The following is a 17,646-nucleotide window of genomic DNA, read 5'->3' as shown; positions in this document are numbered from 1 at the left end:
TTTATTTTAGTTTTGTTTTAAGATTCTCCAGCATGTCTTTTGTCATCCCTGCCAGATCAAATGTTGGCTGCCAGCCCCAGTCTGCTCTTGCTTCATCATCATTGATGCTCTTAGGCCATGAATCAGCAATTGCCTGACGTGGATCATTGTCTGAATAGGAGATTTCAAAATTAGGGAGAATTTTTTTAATTTCTTCAGCAATTTGTTTCGGAGTGAAACTTACTCCCGCCAAATTATAGCTTGAACGAATTTTTAAACTATCTGATGGCGCGTCCATTAGCTCAATTGTACCACGTACAGCGTCATCCATGTATAACATCGGAAGCTCCGTGCTTTCTGACAAGAAAGAAGTATATTTCCCTTGACGAATAGCCTCAAAAAAGATATGTACAGCATAATCCGTAGTACCTCCTCCGGGTTCCGTTCTCCAAGAAATAATACCAGGATAGCGGATACTGCGGATATCTAATCCATATTTATTGTGATAATATTCACATAAACGCTCCCCTGCCAATTTACTGATCCCGTAGATACTGTTAGGATCCATAACGCAATATTGAGGGGTATCGATTTTTGGTGAATGAGGACCAAATACAGCGATAGAACTTGGCCAAAAGATTTTTTTAATGCCTAGTTCGACTGCTAAATCCAGGACATTCAACAGTCCATTCATGTTTAGATCCCATGCTTTCTGTGGATATTGCTCTCCGGTTGCCGAAAGCATCGCTGCCAATAAATAAATCTGCGTAGGTTTATATTTTAATATCAAAGCTTTGATAGCTTCTTTATCTAAGACGTTTAAAGTTTCAAAGATTTCGCCTGCTGCGATTTCTTTGGGCTCTCTGATATCTGAGGTGATAACATTCTCGTTGCCAAACTTAACTCTTAATGCGGCTGCTAATTCAGAACCAATTTGTCCATTGGCTCCGATCATCAAAATGACTTCTTTCATTTGAAAAATGATAGTTTTATAAGTTGAGTTATTTCAATAACCATTAATAATGGCGAAATTACCAATAAAATGCCTGAATAGGATGAATCCCAACATTTTGCGCAAACGTATGATTTAATTTTTTACATTCAAAAAGCTTTCAACATATTATACTCTCCAAAACCAAATTTTCAATGAAACATTGTCAACAAAACCAACGATTGACTGAACGAATTACATCAAAACACAATAGTCATTGAACATTATTCTATCATTGTGATAATCAATTATTAAAAGCTAAAATATTCCAAAAATCTTCAGGTTTATTTAGTATGTTTGTTACCTTAAGAAAATCAATAATAATTAAAATTTAAAGCAAACATTATTTATGAAAGTTGCAGTAGTAGGCGCGACAGGATTAGTCGGGTCAGAAATGTTGACAGTATTAGCGGAGCGAAATTTCCCCGTAACAGAATTGATTCCAGTAGCTTCTGAAAGAAGCAAGGGTAAAGAAATCGAATTCAAGGGAAAGAAGTATAAGGTGGTTACTGCATCTGAAGCTATTGCACTTAAACCTGATGTTGCAATATTCTCCGCTGGAGGCGGCACCTCAACAGAATATGCGCCTTTGTTCGCAGAGGCTGGAATCACAGTGATCGATAACTCTTCAGCGTGGCGTATGGACCCTACTAAAAAATTAGTGGTACCTGAAGTTAATGGAGACGTATTAACTGCGGACGATAAAATCATTGCAAATCCTAACTGTTCGACCATACAAATGGTTGTCGTATTAAAACCATTGCACGAAAAATATAAAATCAAACGTGTGGTAGTTTCTACTTACCAATCTGTTACGGGTACTGGTGTGAAAGCAGTAGACCAATTGATGAATGAGCGTAAAGGTATTGAAGGAGAGAAGGCTTATCCTTATCAAATCGACCTGAATGTTATTCCTCAGATTGACGTATTCCAAGATAATGGATATACCAAAGAGGAAATGAAGATGATCCTAGAGACAAACAAGATTATGGGCGACGACTCCATCAAGGTTACTGCGACTACTGTACGTATCCCAGTAATTGGCGGTCACTCAGAGTCGGTAAATATTGAATTTGAAAATGAATTTGACTTAGCAGATGTTCGTGCTGCATTAGAAGCGCAGGAAGGCGTGGTTGTTGTAGATAATCCTGCTAATTTGGAATACCCTATGCCTAAAGATGCACATGGCAAAGATGAGGTTTTTGTAGGTCGTATCCGTAGAGATGAGACTCAAGATAAAACTCTAAATCTTTGGATCGTTGCAGACAACCTTCGCAAAGGTGCCGCTACAAATGCAGTTCAGGTTGCTGAACTCCTTCATTCCAAAGGCTTAATTTAAGAAGATTCATAAAACTAATATAAAGCGGTTCAAATTTGAACCGCTTTTATTTTGTCCAACAAAAAAGGGATATCTTAATGGATATCCCTTTTCTATCGTTATATAAAATATTATCTAACAGGTGTAAACACGTAAGTGTCATCGAAGAAAGTTGTACCGCTACTTCCAGTAGTGATATAACCTTTTCCTTTCAACGCGAATGCTACAGCTTTTTCACGTGGTGAAGGCAATTGTTGGCTACCATCAGTCCATGAATCATCTGAAGGGTTGTATTTCCAAACTGTTGAAACAACTCCAGTTTGAGAACGACCGCTCACAACATAACCATTGCTTCCGATTGCAAATGCACCAGCTCTGAAACGTCTAGCGTCTTTGTTATCAGCATTTAATGCTTTTTTCTTAGTCCAAGTTTTTCCATCAAAAGAATAGAAATCTTCAGTAGGAACTCCATTAGAGTAACCACCACCAACATAAGCAACATTATTAATTACGAATGCAAAAGCATCGCCTTTTTTGTTGCTGAATGAAGTTTGGATTTCAGACCATGTATTTGAAGCCGGATCATATTTGTAAATATCCGAGAATGTTTCGTCAGTAGCATCAATTCTACCTAATCCTACGTATGCAGCATTTCCTAAAGTAAATGCTATAGCTGAGTGACGAGCTTCACCCGGGAAATCAGCCACTTTTTTCCAAGTATTTGATGCTGGATCAAATTGGTAGAAATCTTTCAAAGCACCTGTGGTTTCGCCATCAGTTCCATATCCTAATCCAATATATCCTTTTCCAGCAACTTCAAAACCTACAGCGCTATGTCTTTTAGGACCTGTAAAATCAGCCTTTTTAGACCATGCATTTCCGTCAAATGAATAAGAGTCACTTAATATCTCATTGTTTTTCATTTGGCCACCTACTAAATAAGCTACATCATTGATGGTAAATGTTGCAGCACCATTTCTTGGTTTACCAGTAAAAACAATTGATTTCTCCCATTCTGTAGGACCAGAGTCTGTTTCTTCTGCGTCCTCTTTCTTACACGAGTTAAAAGTAGTAATTGCGAAGGCTCCTATCAAAAGTAGTACAAGCCAATTTCTCTTATTCATAGACTATTTAAATTTTGTATATACGATATTTAATTTAACTTTCGGTTTATTGTTTTCTGTGGCCAACACGCTAGTATAAGGTGTAAAACCTAACCCCATTGTTGGAGCCAAAGTTAAGAATAATGATTTATCCTCAGCATTGGCTTCTGTTGCTGATTTAATATATTGAATCAGATTGAACAGATACTTCCCCTTTACACCTGTATTATTCCCTACTATGTAGGTACCAAATTGAGGATCACTTCCAAAAGGATCACGCAAATAATTTACGGCAACTCTAGAGTCTGCGAGCATTAAAATTGGATTTGGAATAGCAGGAAACATTCCGGTATGCGGGGTTTCTAGTTCTATTTCTAACTCTGCTTTATTGATTGCGACTCCTGGTTGCAATAAAAACTCTTTTAGTGCAGGGAATTTTATTTCTGTAACAACTCCAGAACCACCTTGAACATAGGTGACGCCAGATGTTGCTGAACTTTCAATTGGTTTTTCTGTTGTCAGGCCAGCAAATGAGGTCCCGCTAACGTTTTTCTCAATATGGTTGTACTGCAATGTTCTCTCAGACAGGCTCAGTACTTTAGATCCATTTTTCTTGAAACCATCTGAACCAATAAAGGAGTAGTTTACTCGAACTTGAAGCGTATCAGAGAATCCGATCATTGCCGTATTGGTTTCTGCAGGAACCAAGCTCAACCCTTTAAAATATTCCTGAAAGTTCGATGCTGAATTAAATGCAATATCAGATGCTTTAATCTTGCTGAAAAACTCTTTACCCAATGCATCATTCAAGCGCATTGAGACAGTGTCAGTCTTATTAACTTTAGGTCTGAAATTTACTGATCCCAAAGCTTCTGTAGCATAATTGAATTTTTGTTGACCAAAAATTGCTGGTGCTGAAATATATACCGGTGTTGGTAATCCTGTCAATGAGTTATCGATTGTTTTGGTTTCCAAAGATTGGGTCAATCGGTGCGCAGAAATGGAAAGCAATTTGGTGGTATCACCATATACAATCCTTCTGGAACTCGGTACCAAGACAAGGTTCAATGAATCGAAATTTGCATTCGTAGGAATATCATTGGTAATACCAGCTGGGTTAAGTCGGAAATATGAAGTAGACTTTATACTACCAGTAGTTGGTTGGCTAATTTTACCCACCAAAATTACAGAAGTACCTGAAGTGGGGATATTAAGCATTTGCAAGGTAGCAACTGAAGCAGTCAAAGTGTCATCTTCAGTAACGAGAAGATTATCTAATTTGTCGTTGTCCAACGAAATTGACATATCTTTATCGCAACTCACAGTAAATAATGCAGCACTTAAACCAAGGGTAGCAAAAAGAATAATTCGTAAATGTTTAATCATAAAATCATTAAGTCTAGCAAAAGTATGGAATGAAAACAGATATCCCTTGTTATTATATGTTAAAACTCCTTAATTTTAACCAACCAGCGGCATACTTTCTAAATTCCAATGGAAAATCTTTTGTAAGCAACATAAACCTTTTGTGTCTTTTAACGTAAAATCATCGAAGAATGCGACAATTTAAGCATCACTTTGTTAATCAGTGTTATAATTTGTTAAAAGCCATCAATTATTTATGCGGAGCAAATCTACTAATTTAAATTTGTTTTAATTATGTTAAAAAAGTATAAAATATTGTTGGCTTCCATAATACTCACCAATCGCCGGAATAATCGTCGTATTGGTTTTTTGGCTATTCGGGAGTTATTACGGACAAAAACAATTCTTCTTGGGTATGACCGAGCATGAGCTTTTTGATGTTGTTCAAGACTTTTACAACGAAAATGAAGAACAAATTCAAAGAGACAATCAAAATCAAAGAACAGCAAGAATTGAAAGACTTTCCTCTGCATTTAAAGAAAAGTATCCAGAAATAAATTTAGATACAGCAAAAAAGATAATCGAAGGGCTCAACTTTGGCAGACGTTCAACTAATGACAAAAATAGCAGCGACTCATCAAATACCGGAAAAACAAGGATGAGCAGGCATTATATCTCTAACTATGTGGTCAGAACCATAAATTGGAATGATACAACATTAGATTCTTTAAATATCCGACTGACCAAAGCCTTGAAAGAAAGAGATATGTATTCAGCATTTGACTTAAAGATTTCAAATTTGCCAGATGAAGAAAGCAGGACAAAAGAATTTTATAAGCAGAGGTTTGAAGACAGTAAATCTAAACCTATCGTTGTGGATCAAAGTGAAAACTTATACCTGGAAGTGGATTATGTAAATCCGAATGGTTACTTGCTCAAAAAAATAAGTTGGCAATTGATCTTTTCAATTATTTTGGTTTCTGCATTAATAGGAACATTCTTAGCACTACTGAGTACAGTTCGGAAACAGAATAGACTGGCAAAAATGAGAAAGGCTTTTGTAAATAATATGACTCATGAGCTGAAAACACCAGTTTCTACCGTAATGGCAGCCGTGGAATCTATCCAGCGATTTGGAGCACAAGATGATAAAGAAAGAATGAACAGATATCTCGCTGTCTCAAGACAAGAATTAGAGCATTTATCCAATATGATCGAACGCGTCTTGCAGGTAGATGTCGCTGAAACCAATGGGGTACAACTTGAGAAGTCTTGGTTCAACCTCAATCAGCTGATAGATGAGTGTACCGAAAACGCAAAAATATTTGCAAAGAAAAAGGTTGAAATCGCGAAATCAAGTTCAGGTACAGATTTCAATATTTTAGCAGATCAGGCTCATATCAAAAATGTCATTAGTAATCTATTGGATAATGCCATTAAATATGCTGGAGATGAAGTACACATCAAGATAGATCTTCGAGAAAAGGATAAAAGTTTTATATTGTCTATTTCTGACAATGGGATTGGAATACCCAAGACGTATCAGAAGGGGGTATTTGACTTGTTCTTCCGTGTACCATCCGGGGACATCCACAATGTCAAAGGATTCGGTTTGGGCCTTGCTTATGTAAAACAGATAGTTCAGCAACATCAAGGCACTATTGACCTGAGCAGTGAGGAGTCAGTTGGCAGTACTTTTGTTATAGAATTACCTAAAGAGGCATAATGACAAACGTTTTATATGTAGAGGACGAAGAAAGTCTAGCGATGATAGTTTCTGACAGCTTGGAGGCACAAGGTTTTATCGTACGCCATGTACTGAACGGTCAACAAGCCTTGATTTTCCATAACAAATATAAACCTGATATTATTGTTATGGATGTCATGATGCCCATTATGGATGGTTTTACAACGGCAAAAGAAATCCGAAAAACTGATCTTGTAACGCCTATAATCTTCCTCACGGCAATGACTCAAACTGAAGATGTTGTCAAGGGGTTTAAACTAGGAGCTAATGATTATATTAGGAAGCCATTCAAAATTGAAGAGTTAATCGTCCGCATGGAAGCTGCACTCAAAAAAAACGGTAATAGTATGTCCCCGAGCAAGCTAGTGTTAGGAAGCTACACCTTGGATTGCTCAAAAAACACCCTATCACTTGGAGAAAGTTCCGAAAAGCTCTCTTACCGCGAGTCAGAATTATTAAAAAGGTTGATAGAAAATAAAGACAAGGTAGTACCTCGTGATGAAATTATTAGGACTTACTGGAGCAATGACACTTACTTTACTGGACGGAGTCTAGACGTATTTATCAGTCGGATCAGGAAATATCTTTCTGAGGATGAAAGAATCAAAATCACAAATATCCGTGGCGTAGGCTATATGCTAACTGTGGATTAATGTAAATTAGAATAATGAAAGCTTTAATAATAGTAGACATGCAGTATGATTTCTTGCCAGGAGGCTCCCTAGAGGTGGCGAAGGGTGATGAAATCATTCCAATCATAAATAACATTCAAAAAGATTACGATTTAGTGGTTGCTACACAGGATTGGCATCCAAAAGAACATATGAGCTTTTCCAATCAACATGTGGGAAAGTTACCCTTTGAAGTCATTGATCTTGACGGATTAAGTCAGGTACTTTGGCCAGGCCACTGTGTTCAAGAAAGCTACGGAGCTGAATTATCTGAAGATCTAGACACTTCTCAGATTGAGGCTATTTTCAGAAAAGGAATGGATCCTAGGATTGATAGCTACAGTGGATTTTATGACAACGGAAAAAGGAAAGATACTGGTTTAGCCGGTTATTTAAGAGCCCGAAAAATAGATGAAGTACATGTTTGCGGATTGGCAGCTGATTATTGTGTTTTCTATACCGCAATGGATGCTATTTCAGAAGGGTTCAAAACCAGTATCATTTCCAAAGCTACTAAAGCTATTGATAAAGGTGATTTCATGGAAAAGAAAAACACCTTTATTCAAGCAGGTGGATTTTTGATATAATTATTTCCCCCAACGCCATTCTCCAGAAATAATCAATGGCTCCTTTAGTCCTTTTGATTCAAGGAATTTTACAATTTCCTCGTCTGAAAAGCGTTGTGCAGGAATCTCATTGGCATCGGTCAGCCCATAAAGGTAAGCAGCTCCGACTTTAACAGTTTGTTCCATTCCTTTTTTATCCACCAATTTAAAGACATCATTGTCGGAGTGGTAGTATTGTCCAGCATTGTTCGGCAACTTACCGCCAGTACCGGAACCACTTGGAATCCCCTGCATCATAAAAGGCTGGTGATCACTATGTAAACCTGCACCTGAACTATTTTGATTTTTAAAATCCGTGTCAACTTCTGCATACACAGCCCCAATTGAGTCTAAAAGCGTTTTCATTTCATCTCTGCTTGTTGCAAATCCCGTTGGTGCATTGACCATATCAAAATTCAACATATATCTTACCTGACCAAGGGTTCCATTTTCAATGGCTTCATTCACATATGCTTTAGAACCCAACAACCCTTGCTCTTCACCCATAAACAAAACAAAATCTACACTTCTCTTTGGTTGCAAGTTCAACTTCTTGAAAACCCTTGCTATATCCATTACAGCATAAGAACCCAAGCCATTATCAATTGCTCCAGTGGCCAAGTCCCAACTATCCAAATGCCCTCCGATTACGATTTTCTCTTCTGGGTATTCCGTACCTTTAATAGAAACAATAACGTTTCTGGCAGTGGTTAACTCAGATTTATTGCGCATTTTAATAGCTGCAGAAACCTTTTCTTTCTCCAAGGTTTCTTTCCATTTCATGCCATCCTCATATCCGATACAGATTGCTGGAATATCAATTAATTTCCCCGTAATTGACGCCGTTCCGGTCAAAAGCACATTTCCCTTGACACTATTGATAAAAATAATTCCCTTGGCGCCATTTTTATTCGCTAAGGCTGTCTTTTCAGAGCGATGCAAATTCTTTAGGTTCTCTCCAGTATTAGGTAAGATATGAAGATATACCAAGGCGATCTTCCCCTTGACCTGTTCTCCAGCTTTTTCATAATCAGCCTCAAGACCATTACCCAAATCAATAAGATCAGCTGTTAAATCAACCTTTACAGGTGAATGTGCCAAAGAAACGGAGGGTACATTTTTGTTATTTAAGGTGAGTTCAAGAGATTCACGCGCCCAGCTTTCGGTAGTAAATGGCTGGTAACTGACTGCATAACCATAGGATTCAAGAAGATTATAAGCATATTCTTCCGTTTTTTTACCATTCTCTGATCCCGTCAGCCGATGTCCTAGATTCTCTGTAGAATATTTCAGGCGATCATAGGCTTCGGAATTCGTACTGATATCCTCGTAAATCCTTTGAAAGGTTGTTTTCAAGCCTTCTTGTGCAACTGCAAACTGAAAACTTAATAAAAGGCAGATTAGGTAAATTCTTTTCATAATAAATGAATTTACGAAATCATTTTTAAACGTCCTTTATTTATCGAATTTCCATTGTACGTAATTGATGTTTTTATCTTCCGCTAAATATTTTTTCTCATAATATGTTTTGATTGACAAAACATCATCTACCAAATCAGAGTGGTAAAGGTCTGTTGTTTCCTTTATCTTAGGTAATGATTGTAATTCAATTTGTTCGATGGTGTACGCATAAAAACCGTCATTGTCGGTTTTTAAGTGCATAATACCTTCAGGGACAAGAATATGCTTGTATCTTTCCAAAAAGACAGGATTCGTTAGTCGTTTTTTCTCACGGCTATCTTGAGGTTGAGGATCCGGGAATGTAATCCATATTTCAGAAACTTCATCTTTTTCAAAATGGTCTAAAATAGTCTCAATCTGTATTCTTAGAAAACCGACATTATCAATACCTTCCTCTATTGCTGTTTTGGCGCCGCGCCAAATTCTATTCCCTTTATAGTCAATACCAATAAAATTCTTGTCAGGGAATAATTTGGCCAAGTTCACGGTATATTCTCCTTTTCCACATGCCAATTCCAGAATAATAGGTTGTTCATTCTTAAAGAATTCCTTAGCCCATTTTCCTTTAAATTCCTTACCTGCATCTAGCTGAACAACATTTTTGAATGTAGCAACTTCTGCGAATTTTCTTAGTTTATCCTTACCCATAGCTGATAATTAAGTCGCAAAATTAACCTTATATTTGTATAAATAATATATTCAGGTGGAAAAACAAGCGAAAATTTACGTTGCAGGACATAGAGGGATGGTCGGATCGGCTATTTATCGTAGATTAAAAGAGTTAGGATATGAAAATATCATTACCAGAACATCCAAAGAACTAGACCTTCGTGATCAACAAGCTGTAAAGGAGTTTTTTGAAAATGAAAAACCGGAATATGTTTTTTTAGCTGCAGCCAAAGTCGGCGGAATTATGGCGAACAATATCTACAGGGCTGATTTTTTATATGAGAATTTAGCTATTCAAAATAATGTTATCCACTTTTCTCACGAAAATGATGTCAAGAAACTAATGTTCTTAGGATCCAGCTGCATCTATCCAAAAATGGCCCCTCAGCCATTGAAGGAGGATTATTTATTGACAGGAACTCTTGAACCTACCAATGAGCCTTATGCCATTGCTAAGATTGCAGGGATAAAAATGGTAGAATCTTATCGGCTTCAATATCAGGACAACTATATTTCGGTTATGCCAACAAACCTGTATGGCATAAATGACAATTACCATCCCGAAAATTCACATGTACTGCCAGCTTTGATCCGAAAATTCCATGAAGCAAAAGTGAATAACAGCCCTACTGTTAGTATTTGGGGTTCTGGGACGCCACTCCGAGAATTTATGTATGCTGACGACCTCGCAGATGCGTGTGTTTTTTTAATGGAAAACTATGATGACCTTCAGTTTGTAAATATTGGTGTAGGAGAGGATGTCAGTATTCGAGATTTGGCACAACTCATTAAAGAGGTCGTGGGATTTGAGGGTCAATTGGAATTCGACAGTAGTAAACCTGATGGTACTCCCCGGAAATTGATGGATGTCAGTAAACTAAATAGATTAGGCTGGAAAGCCAAAACAGATTTAAAAGACGGCATCAGATTAGCATATCAAGATTTCCTGCAAAACTACAATGAAAAAGCTTAATTAGGAGTTTATCCTAATAAGCTTCACTGTCTTTTGGAATGCCGTAAGCATTATCTTGTACACTTTCTTCTGCGGTAATCATCGGTGGATGGTTGGGCGGAATAGTTGGAGGTTCAACAACAACATCAATAATTTCACCTTTTTTCTTTTTCTTCTTTTTAGGCTTAATAAAAGAGGTAATCTTATCGATAATAGAAGACACTTTGCTTTGGTTAACCTGGCTGGCAACAGTTTCCGATCCTAATAGAACAAGGCCTTTTTTCAACCAACCTGCATTTTTCAACAGTGTTCTGTTTAAAACCAATGGCAATCCCAATTGCAATGTTTTAGTCAACCAATCAGCTTTATTATTTTTATTCGTCACTTGACCGATACCCGATATCAAGCCTTTTACAGTTGATACTCCAGGTACGCGATTTAATACCATATTCGCAATTCGAACTGGCTTTTCAATTTTATTTTTCAGCAAATCATACTGATTCAATAAAAATGCCTCTTGCTCTTTTTTCTGTACTTTCAATCGAGCAATTTCTGCAGTCAATTCGTCAAAATTCGTAACCTTTGTCCTCATAATCAGATTAAACTCGTTCTTTTTCTACCTTTACTTCTTCTTCAACTTCATTTTCTACTTCCTCAACTGCCTCTCGAACCTTTTCTTTGATTTTTTCTTCATCCAATTCGTCATCATCATCAGCATCCCATTTTGACATGATACGTTTGATGGTAACATTCATGAACTTTTCTTCCAATTTAGGCTCAAATACTCTTATCAAAAGCAATATGACAAAGAATATACCTCCTGTAGCTAAAAATCCAAGTGAATAACTTCCCAAAAGTTCTCCTAAGTAAAAACCCAGAGCCAAGGAAATAAAAAACACAATCAGCAAACTCAACAACACCTTACTGCCATCAACAATCAGTGATCCGACGATCCGTGATGACCTTGACAAGGCTTTTAGCTTTGCCAGTTCGATTTGTGTCTCTATGTATTCTTTTGATTTATCGAATACTTCAGAAAATGAAAATTTTTGTTCTTCCATGCACGTAATTCCATATCATAGATTCCAAGACTATCCATGTGATAGTCCTGGAATTATTTAAAACTCATTAATAATCTAAGGCTTGGTATCCTTAAGCGTGCTCTTCGATTTCTTCATCGATAGCATCCTCAGCTCTTCCAAGCTTCGATTTTACCGCAGCAACTAACTTATCTTTAAAATCACTTAGCTGATCAAACTGCTCCTCTGCACGTTCCTTAATCGCGTCACCAAGATCAGTCAATGATTCATTCAATTTCTCTCTTGTTTCACTACCTTTCTCAGGAGCGAAAATAATTCCTAAAACTGCACCTGCGGCCAATCCAGCCAACAGCGCTGTTACAATCTTACCGTTATCATTCATTTTATACTGCAATTTATGTGTTAAACTAATTTCTGCATTTACTTACTTAATAACAAAAAATAGACCGAATCGTTTTATGAAATAAAAATAAACTATTCTTCGTCGCCTATTAACCACAATCAGATACTGTAATACAGTAAAATGTAAGAATTTAATATCAATTTTACACTATCACTTTACTATCAAATAAATTTATACCGTAATTAAACATTAATTATCTTATTATTTATACAGATTGCAACTTCCAAAGACCATTGTCATTGCTCAATCAATTACAGAGTTCATGATCACATTAGGCAAAATGGCAGTTTGTTATAATTTCGTTTTTATATTAAATAATAATAAACTGTATTACTAACCGTTTTTTAATTGTTATAACACGAAAATAAATGACATCTATCAAATACTATCTCTTTATTACCATTACATTCATACTTTTCAACAAATCCTTTGCTCAAACAAACAATTCAGACTTATTTTCTGTGAATAATGTCAAGGGAAGCACCACTATCTTTGATCTAAAAAATGCAAAATGGTACTATACCGATGAAAAGGACGCCCATATAGGAACTTTACCAGCCTCAACTTTCAAAATCGTCAATTCATTAATAGCCCTAGAAACTAAAGCTATTTCTACCGCAAATGATACGCTGAAGTGGGATGGGAAAGAAAAATCTCATTTTAGGGACCGTTATCCCTGCATGGAACCAAGACACCGATTTAAAAGGTGCATTCAAAAATTCGACAATCTGGTTTTATGAAGTTCTCTCCCAGAAGATTGGTAAGAAAAAATATAAAAAAACATTGAAGAAATTGAAGTATGGAAACGGAGATATTAGTCAAGCAAAAGATGATTTTTGGAACTATGGAGATTTTGAGGTCACTCCAAAAAATCAAGTAGAATTCTTAATCCAGTTATCTCAAAATCAACTCCCATTCTCACCAGAAAATATGGACCTTGTAAAGGAAATGATGGTTTTAGAAAAAAAGGACAATACTATCCTAAGAGGCAAAACAGGTTGGACATTAAAAGACTGCCTTAACATCGGTTGGTTTATTGGATACTTATCAACGAATGACAACCAATATTTCTTCGCAACGAGAGTTATAGATTCTACAGAAACAAAAAATCCCTATTTTGCAAAATCAAGGGTTGAAATCACAAATAAGGTCCTAAATGATTATATCCAAAAAACTTCAGGAAAATAATTCATCATTGAATTCAAAACATCCGGAACATCCATTAATCCGCCTTGGGAAAGAGAATTGACCTTTAATCATGAGCAGGACAATAACTCCCTTAGGCAAGAATGCACTTAACAAATCGGCAATAAGTTACAATTTTACTTGTAGAGGTGACACGTTGTGGATTTTTCGGAAATGCTTTTTCGGACATATATTATAGCATCTTTGCTTCTTTACGACAGTGATCTCTTGAGGATAGGAGTATTAGCTTAATGCCCTTCCCATTTGTATCCCAAACAGCCTGTCAACAGAGAAGTTTCCCAATCCTCTCCCGTAAAATATCCGACGCAGTAAACTTGCTTGGAATTTCCTCTCGACCCCATTCCTCCATGGCAGCGGCAAGCCTAAAGAATACCCAACCGATAGGGTGCTCGTGCATAACTATCCTGCTAAGGAAACTAAATCCGAGGCACCTTTCCTTGAGTTTTATCCTAAATCTATAAGTTCTTCAGTATTTTGGGCAATACTGCAATTTGAGAGAATGCTAAACCCTTTATATGCCCGCATTAATCCAATAAGCAGGCATTGCGCATCGGCTGATTCTACTATCAAATTGCAGATTTAAATCGCCTTGGATAAAAAAAGAAGACATCGTACAGGTGTCTCTAACAAAAGATATAGAATGGTTCCTTATGTCGGGATTTTTGACCTTACCATTAGGTCAGGCCTATCCCAATTAATGATCATTGGCATGGAATGGAACTATTTACAGGACCCCTTTTGCAAAGGATTGGTAAAACGTCTCAAAGTGTGCCTTCGGTTTATGGGTTCTGATATTAGCCCGGATTCCGGACATTTTTTTCAAAACAGTTCAATGAAAAATTTTCGATAGGAATAATGTATCTCTTTTTTTTGCAAAAAAATTCGACATTTTCATCGACAATACTAAACATCGCACTCATTCCGATCTGCCAAGAAGCTACTTTACAATCTGCAACACGGCCACTTAGCCCCCCATCGAATATTGTATGTATTTTTGCGTTCGGGAAAACGGTCTTAAGCCCCGTAAACTGACTTTTGGTTGGCAACAATCCCATTGAAGCAAATGCACACGGACAATGTGGGATAATCCAATTGGTGTAAAAATGACAAAAGCAGATTATATCACGAGCCGAATGACCGATAAAAAGGTCGGTAACGGACAAAGGCAAGCTATTCGCCGCCAACCATATACCTTGTGTAACCGGATCACGAACACTATTTTCACTCCAACGTTCATTCTCTACAACCTGATTTTTTAGGGTATATGGAAATAGAATATTACCTTCGACAATATCCAAATAGGGTGCAAAAAACTTCCGTACTTGGGTCTTCAATCGGAGAAATACCATTACCTCGCCCCGGTACGACCGTAGCCTCTGCTTTCTTGTTTATCCCGAAGATCTAGTACAAAGTCTTCAACGGTTTTTTCATTGCCTCTGTCTTTCTGTTTTTTATCCGCCATCATCATATCGGCCAATGCGCGGTTATACCCCTCGCTGTAACCCTCGCTCTGCGGTTCAAGCCTACCTTTTAGGTTATTGATACCTCTGAACACCAAGTAAGATATACCGCCGTCCAAAAGCACCGATAACATAAGCCGTTTTCGGTCTGAACGGATACCCTTATTGTCCGTTGCTGAATGTTGGATTTTGGTTCCGTCTTTGAGTTCCACAACTTCACCGTTGCGGAAAGCCTCCTGTTGCTTTTCCGAAAGTTCTTCGCCGTTTACTCTGATCGGAGCCTGCACAGCGTCTGATTCATACGCTATAAATTCCCGTGTCAGGTCGTCATATTCAATGAGGACTTTCTTCTTTCTGTTACCGTCAATCTCCTGTTCCTTGCTGACAACGTGCTTTTCTCCTGCGATCAGGGCTTTTTCCTCGTCATCGCTCAACAGTGGATGCCATTGCGGTTCCCGATAGATGGGGTGTATGTTTAGCTGTACCGTGCCGTCTGTATTCCGGCCAAGGGATAACTTGGCATCCAATTGACGGATGGCAAGCCCGTCGATGTTCAGAGCTGCCATGCTCAACATATCGGTTCTTCTTCCTGCAAGCAGGGCATCGATATTCTCCGGACCGATACTGAACCCTCCGTCTTTGTAAAGCCCCAATTTTTCAAGTTCGATTAGGGGCATTTCATTTTCGTTGATGGGATATTTCATGATGTAATTGTTTGTTAAGTTTTAGATTTTATCTTCTGATACCATAGGCGGCAACAGCCTCCTTTTCGGCATGTACCGGGCGGTGTAGGTCTTCACTTATTTTGATAGCATCGGGATACTGTTTGGCATGGAGCAGTGAACCGTATAGCCGATCAGTTTTCGATAGCGGGAAAATATTTCCGGTAGTCAGGTCTTCCACACGCATACGGCCACGTTTCAGATGACCTTGCACTTTGTAGACGGTATTGTTATAGGCAATTTCATCACCTATAGAAAGGCTGCTTTCTTTTGTCCTTTGTGGTCTTGCTTCGGCCTGTACCTCGGTCTGAACATTAGCGGCTGCTTTGATTTCCCTTTTTTGCTCAAATGCCAAAAGGTAATTAAGTATTTTTTCGGCATCAGCCGCGGCTGCATGTATCTCAAAGGGCGTGTCACGCAAAATCTGTATCCAACTGTCCACGTAGGCCACGTGTTGGCCGGGATCGTGGCCAATATTGAGTTCCTGACCGATAAGCATCGAAGCGATTTCAGCACGGAGTTCCTCGCGAGCATAGCCCTCTGTCCCAAAGCTGCCAATCATACTTCTGTCCAGACGGTCTTTGTGTCCCGTCCAATGGCCGAGCTCATGGAGCAGGGTGGCATAATACTTATCCGATGCGTCGAATTGTTCGCGCATAGGCATGGTGATACTGTCGAGTGCCGGACTGTAATAGGCTCGGTCTCCCCGATCTGTAGGTTATGTCCGCTCCGAAGCCTGAATGATATTTTCTGCCCGTTGGATAGAGTCCCATTGGAATTGCTTTACGTCGGGTTTTACCAAAGGTTCGATGCCATCGATCTGCTGCGCATTGAAAACCCATGCGCTGGTAATGATTGCCCGGTTCAGACCTACTTTGGCTTTTACAGGCTTGCCCTTTTCATCCAAAATCGGCTTGCCCTGCTCGTCTCTTTTGGTAACAAGTTCATGGGTCTTGACAAATTGGATCATGGATGCTTTTTCTCCTTTTCGTACTTTCCAACCGTTTGTCGAAGCCTGATTGAACGTCATCCAACGCGGGTCTTCACGGTCTGACGATAACAGCGACAGGCTGTTGATACCTTTGTAACGGTTGCCCGTAATCGCATTATAGGGCAGTTCAAATGCTGGAATGTTGCTGTTCCACGGCTTTTGCCACGGCGCTGTACCCTGTTCAAGTTTCTTGATGATGTTCTCCGCAACTATTTCATGCAGGGATTTTGAATTTTTAATGCTCATCTTCGACCACCTCCGGGGATTCGTCGTCTGGGCATTCGTCGGCGTATTCTACGCCATAAATGGCCGCTTCCGCTGGTGTTAGTCCAATGTCTTCACCACTGGCCAGGACACTTAGTTTTTGTTGCAGTGTTCTTAAATGATAGTCCATATTATTCGATGTTTAAGGATTGATCTGATTGTTCTTTTAACCTGCGCAGGAATTTCAAGGGGTCAAGGAATTTACCATTGAATTTCACCGAAAAATGCAGGTGTTCTCCCGTTGCCCTGCCCGTGCTTCCAGTGATGGCGATAGGCTGTCCAGTTATAACTGTATCACGCGTTGCAACGAGTATATGGGAAAGGTGTCCGTAAATGGTTTCTACTTCGCCGTGTGCTATGCGTATGTACTTGCCGAGCAACTTATGCTTTCCGGTTTCTTTAACCCGGCCGTCAAGTACATTGAAAACGGGATCGGAACGGGCGGCAAAGTCAACACCGTTATGGTGTGAAGCCTTACCACTGATCGGGTGGATACGGTATCCGAATGGCGAGGTAATCTTTAATTTCTCCAACGGTGGACTGTAGTCGATAGCCTGTCCACAAAGCATAAACGGAACGAACATCAACCACCCCAAAAAAAGGCTTGGGACGACAAGTCTGTTCCGCAGATATGCGGAACGTTCGGGTTTCTTCATGATGTTTTGGATTTTGGTTTAACGGCTTATACTCCCTTTAAAA

General features: G+C 38.6%; 20 protein-coding genes and 1 pseudogene. 7 read left to right on the top strand and 14 right to left on the bottom strand.

The features are described 5' to 3' along the window. Position 1: 1 nt before the first annotated feature. Positions 2–952 carry an NAD-dependent epimerase/dehydratase family protein gene (locus FGL31_RS01380; protein ID WP_099369452.1) on the bottom strand — a complete coding sequence of 317 codons (951 nt, stop codon included), beginning with the start codon at positions 950–952 and terminating at the stop codon, positions 2–4. 367 nt (positions 953–1,319) lie between these two features. Between FGL31_RS01380 and FGL31_RS01375 the strand changes: the two genes are divergently transcribed. Next, entirely contained in the window at positions 1,320–2,309 is a 990-nt protein-coding gene (locus tag FGL31_RS01375) for an aspartate-semialdehyde dehydrogenase (protein WP_099369451.1), read from the top strand. Positions 2,310–2,419: 110 nt separating this feature from the next. Here FGL31_RS01375 and FGL31_RS01370 read toward each other — a convergent pair whose 3' ends face one another. Next, on the bottom strand, positions 2,420–3,412 hold the full coding sequence (locus FGL31_RS01370) for a Kelch repeat-containing protein (protein ID WP_138089493.1): 993 nt from the start codon (positions 3,410–3,412) through the stop codon (positions 2,420–2,422). 3 nt (positions 3,413–3,415) lie between these two features. After that, positions 3,416–4,777, bottom strand: coding sequence for a DUF4270 family protein (locus FGL31_RS01365; RefSeq protein ID WP_138089492.1), 1,362 nt, complete (start codon positions 4,775–4,777; stop codon positions 3,416–3,418). 340 nt (positions 4,778–5,117) lie between these two features. On the opposite strand from FGL31_RS01365, the gene FGL31_RS01360 reads away from it, so the two are divergent. From FGL31_RS01360 to pncA, 3 genes are read left to right on the top strand one after another with little or no spacing between them, the layout of a single operon-like run. Beyond that, positions 5,118–6,482 (top strand): sensor histidine kinase, encoded by a 1,365-nt coding sequence (locus FGL31_RS01360; RefSeq protein WP_138089491.1) that lies wholly within the window; start codon positions 5,118–5,120, stop codon positions 6,480–6,482. After that, positions 6,482–7,156, top strand: coding sequence for a response regulator transcription factor (locus tag FGL31_RS01355; protein ID WP_138089490.1), 675 nt, complete (start codon positions 6,482–6,484; stop codon positions 7,154–7,156). Before FGL31_RS01360 ends, FGL31_RS01355 begins: the two co-directional genes overlap by 1 nt. A 14-nt stretch (positions 7,157–7,170) precedes the next feature. After that, positions 7,171–7,761, top strand: a complete 591-nt coding sequence (pncA, locus tag FGL31_RS01350; RefSeq protein WP_138089489.1) for a bifunctional nicotinamidase/pyrazinamidase — start codon at positions 7,171–7,173, stop codon at positions 7,759–7,761. On the opposite strand, the gene FGL31_RS01345 is transcribed toward pncA, so the two are convergent. Both FGL31_RS01345 and trmB read right to left on the bottom strand, forming a co-directional pair. Continuing rightward, complete coding sequence (locus FGL31_RS01345; protein ID WP_138089488.1) at positions 7,762–9,198, bottom strand: M28 family peptidase; 1,437 nt, start codon at positions 9,196–9,198, stop codon at positions 7,762–7,764. A gap of 36 nt (positions 9,199–9,234) precedes the next feature. Next, complete coding sequence (gene trmB, locus FGL31_RS01340; RefSeq protein ID WP_138089487.1) at positions 9,235–9,888, bottom strand: tRNA (guanosine(46)-N7)-methyltransferase TrmB; 654 nt, start codon at positions 9,886–9,888, stop codon at positions 9,235–9,237. Between the two features lie 55 nt (positions 9,889–9,943). On the opposite strand from trmB, the gene fcl reads away from it, so the two are divergent. After that, positions 9,944–10,882 (top strand): GDP-L-fucose synthase, encoded by a 939-nt coding sequence (gene fcl, locus FGL31_RS01335; protein WP_099369443.1) that lies wholly within the window; start codon positions 9,944–9,946, stop codon positions 10,880–10,882. 13 nt (positions 10,883–10,895) lie between these two features. Here the strand turns inward: fcl and FGL31_RS01330 are convergent, their stop codons facing one another. The 3 genes from FGL31_RS01330 to FGL31_RS01320 form a co-directional block, all read right to left on the bottom strand. Continuing rightward, complete coding sequence (locus FGL31_RS01330; RefSeq protein WP_138089486.1) at positions 10,896–11,402, bottom strand: hypothetical protein; 507 nt, start codon at positions 11,400–11,402, stop codon at positions 10,896–10,898. Between the two features lie 58 nt (positions 11,403–11,460). Further along, a complete protein-coding gene (locus tag FGL31_RS01325; RefSeq protein WP_197734049.1) occupies positions 11,461–11,922 on the bottom strand; it encodes a hypothetical protein in 462 nt (153 codons plus the stop codon). A 91-nt stretch (positions 11,923–12,013) separates the two neighbouring features. Beyond that, entirely contained in the window at positions 12,014–12,283 is a 270-nt protein-coding gene (locus tag FGL31_RS01320; RefSeq protein WP_099369442.1) for a YtxH domain-containing protein, read from the bottom strand. Positions 12,284–12,672: 389 nt separating this feature from the next. On the opposite strand from FGL31_RS01320, the gene FGL31_RS22485 reads away from it, so the two are divergent. Continuing rightward, the gene (locus tag FGL31_RS22485) at positions 12,673–13,044 is read left to right on the top strand and encodes a penicillin-binding transpeptidase domain-containing protein (protein ID WP_171017483.1); all 372 of its coding nucleotides are present in this window, start codon (positions 12,673–12,675) and stop codon (positions 13,042–13,044) included. Then, positions 12,944–13,492 carry a penicillin-binding transpeptidase domain-containing protein gene (locus tag FGL31_RS01315; protein ID WP_138089485.1) on the top strand — a complete coding sequence of 183 codons (549 nt, stop codon included), beginning with the start codon at positions 12,944–12,946 and terminating at the stop codon, positions 13,490–13,492. Before FGL31_RS22485 ends, FGL31_RS01315 begins: the two co-directional genes overlap by 101 nt. Positions 13,493–14,304: 812 nt before the next feature. Here the strand turns inward: FGL31_RS01315 and FGL31_RS01310 are convergent. The 6 genes and pseudogenes from FGL31_RS01310 to FGL31_RS01295 form a co-directional block, all read right to left on the bottom strand. Next, positions 14,305–14,808 carry a hypothetical protein gene (locus FGL31_RS01310; protein WP_138089484.1) on the bottom strand — a complete coding sequence of 168 codons (504 nt, stop codon included), beginning with the start codon at positions 14,806–14,808 and terminating at the stop codon, positions 14,305–14,307. Between the two features lie 50 nt (positions 14,809–14,858). Further along, positions 14,859–15,674, bottom strand: coding sequence for a DUF4099 domain-containing protein (locus FGL31_RS01305; protein ID WP_138089483.1), 816 nt, complete (start codon positions 15,672–15,674; stop codon positions 14,859–14,861). Between the two features lie 28 nt (positions 15,675–15,702). Next, positions 15,703–16,389: pseudogene (locus FGL31_RS22950) on the bottom strand (zincin-like metallopeptidase domain-containing protein); the annotation flags it as partial. Between the two features lie 21 nt (positions 16,390–16,410). Further along, positions 16,411–16,929: an ArdC-like ssDNA-binding domain-containing protein gene (locus FGL31_RS22945; RefSeq protein WP_197734048.1), complete on the bottom strand. Its 519-nt coding sequence runs from the start codon at positions 16,927–16,929 to the stop codon at positions 16,411–16,413. After that, positions 16,919–17,077, bottom strand: a complete 159-nt coding sequence (locus FGL31_RS22480; RefSeq protein WP_171017513.1) for a hypothetical protein — start codon at positions 17,075–17,077, stop codon at positions 16,919–16,921. The genes FGL31_RS22945 and FGL31_RS22480 overlap by 11 nt, the downstream gene beginning before the upstream one ends. A 1-nt stretch (position 17,078) precedes the next feature. Continuing rightward, positions 17,079–17,603 (bottom strand): M23 family metallopeptidase, encoded by a 525-nt coding sequence (locus tag FGL31_RS01295; RefSeq protein WP_099369437.1) that lies wholly within the window; start codon positions 17,601–17,603, stop codon positions 17,079–17,081. Positions 17,604–17,646: the final 43 nt, after the last annotated feature.

The sequence above is a fragment of the Sphingobacterium daejeonense genome, from assembly GCF_901472535.1.
In the GTDB taxonomy this organism is placed as follows: domain Bacteria; phylum Bacteroidota; class Bacteroidia; order Sphingobacteriales; family Sphingobacteriaceae; genus Sphingobacterium; species Sphingobacterium daejeonense.
The sequence above is the reverse complement of the archived record's forward strand: the minus strand, read 5'-3'. Positions and strand labels throughout refer to the sequence as shown.

What these genes read in the sequence shown, in the direction of transcription:
- FGL31_RS22485 (WP_171017483.1), top strand. Translation starts at nt 12,673, where the DNA reads ATGACATCTATCAAATACTATCTCTTTATTACCATTACATTCATACTT.
- FGL31_RS01305 (WP_138089483.1), bottom strand. Translation starts at nt 15,674, where the DNA reads ATGAAATATCCCATCAACGAAAATGAAATGCCCCTAATCGAACTTGAA.
- FGL31_RS01380 (WP_099369452.1), bottom strand. Translation starts at nt 952, where the DNA reads ATGAAAGAAGTCATTTTGATGATCGGAGCCAATGGACAAATTGGTTCT.
- FGL31_RS22480 (WP_171017513.1), bottom strand. Translation starts at nt 17,077, where the DNA reads ATGGACTATCATTTAAGAACACTGCAACAAAAACTAAGTGTCCTGGCC.
- trmB (WP_138089487.1), bottom strand. Translation starts at nt 9,888, where the DNA reads ATGGGTAAGGATAAACTAAGAAAATTCGCAGAAGTTGCTACATTCAAA.
- FGL31_RS01365 (WP_138089492.1), bottom strand. Translation starts at nt 4,777, where the DNA reads ATGATTAAACATTTACGAATTATTCTTTTTGCTACCCTTGGTTTAAGT.
- FGL31_RS01345 (WP_138089488.1), bottom strand. Translation starts at nt 9,198, where the DNA reads ATGAAAAGAATTTACCTAATCTGCCTTTTATTAAGTTTTCAGTTTGCA.
- pncA (WP_138089489.1), top strand. Translation starts at nt 7,171, where the DNA reads ATGAAAGCTTTAATAATAGTAGACATGCAGTATGATTTCTTGCCAGGA.
- FGL31_RS01370 (WP_138089493.1), bottom strand. Translation starts at nt 3,412, where the DNA reads ATGAATAAGAGAAATTGGCTTGTACTACTTTTGATAGGAGCCTTCGCA.
- FGL31_RS01355 (WP_138089490.1), top strand. Translation starts at nt 6,482, where the DNA reads ATGACAAACGTTTTATATGTAGAGGACGAAGAAAGTCTAGCGATGATA.
- FGL31_RS01295 (WP_099369437.1), bottom strand. Translation starts at nt 17,603, where the DNA reads ATGAAGAAACCCGAACGTTCCGCATATCTGCGGAACAGACTTGTCGTC.
- FGL31_RS01315 (WP_138089485.1), top strand. Translation starts at nt 12,944, where the DNA reads ATGGGAAAGAAAAATCTCATTTTAGGGACCGTTATCCCTGCATGGAAC.
- FGL31_RS01375 (WP_099369451.1), top strand. Translation starts at nt 1,320, where the DNA reads ATGAAAGTTGCAGTAGTAGGCGCGACAGGATTAGTCGGGTCAGAAATG.
- FGL31_RS22945 (WP_197734048.1), bottom strand. Translation starts at nt 16,929, where the DNA reads ATGAGCATTAAAAATTCAAAATCCCTGCATGAAATAGTTGCGGAGAAC.
- FGL31_RS01320 (WP_099369442.1), bottom strand. Translation starts at nt 12,283, where the DNA reads ATGAATGATAACGGTAAGATTGTAACAGCGCTGTTGGCTGGATTGGCC.
- FGL31_RS01325 (WP_197734049.1), bottom strand. Translation starts at nt 11,922, where the DNA reads ATGGAAGAACAAAAATTTTCATTTTCTGAAGTATTCGATAAATCAAAA.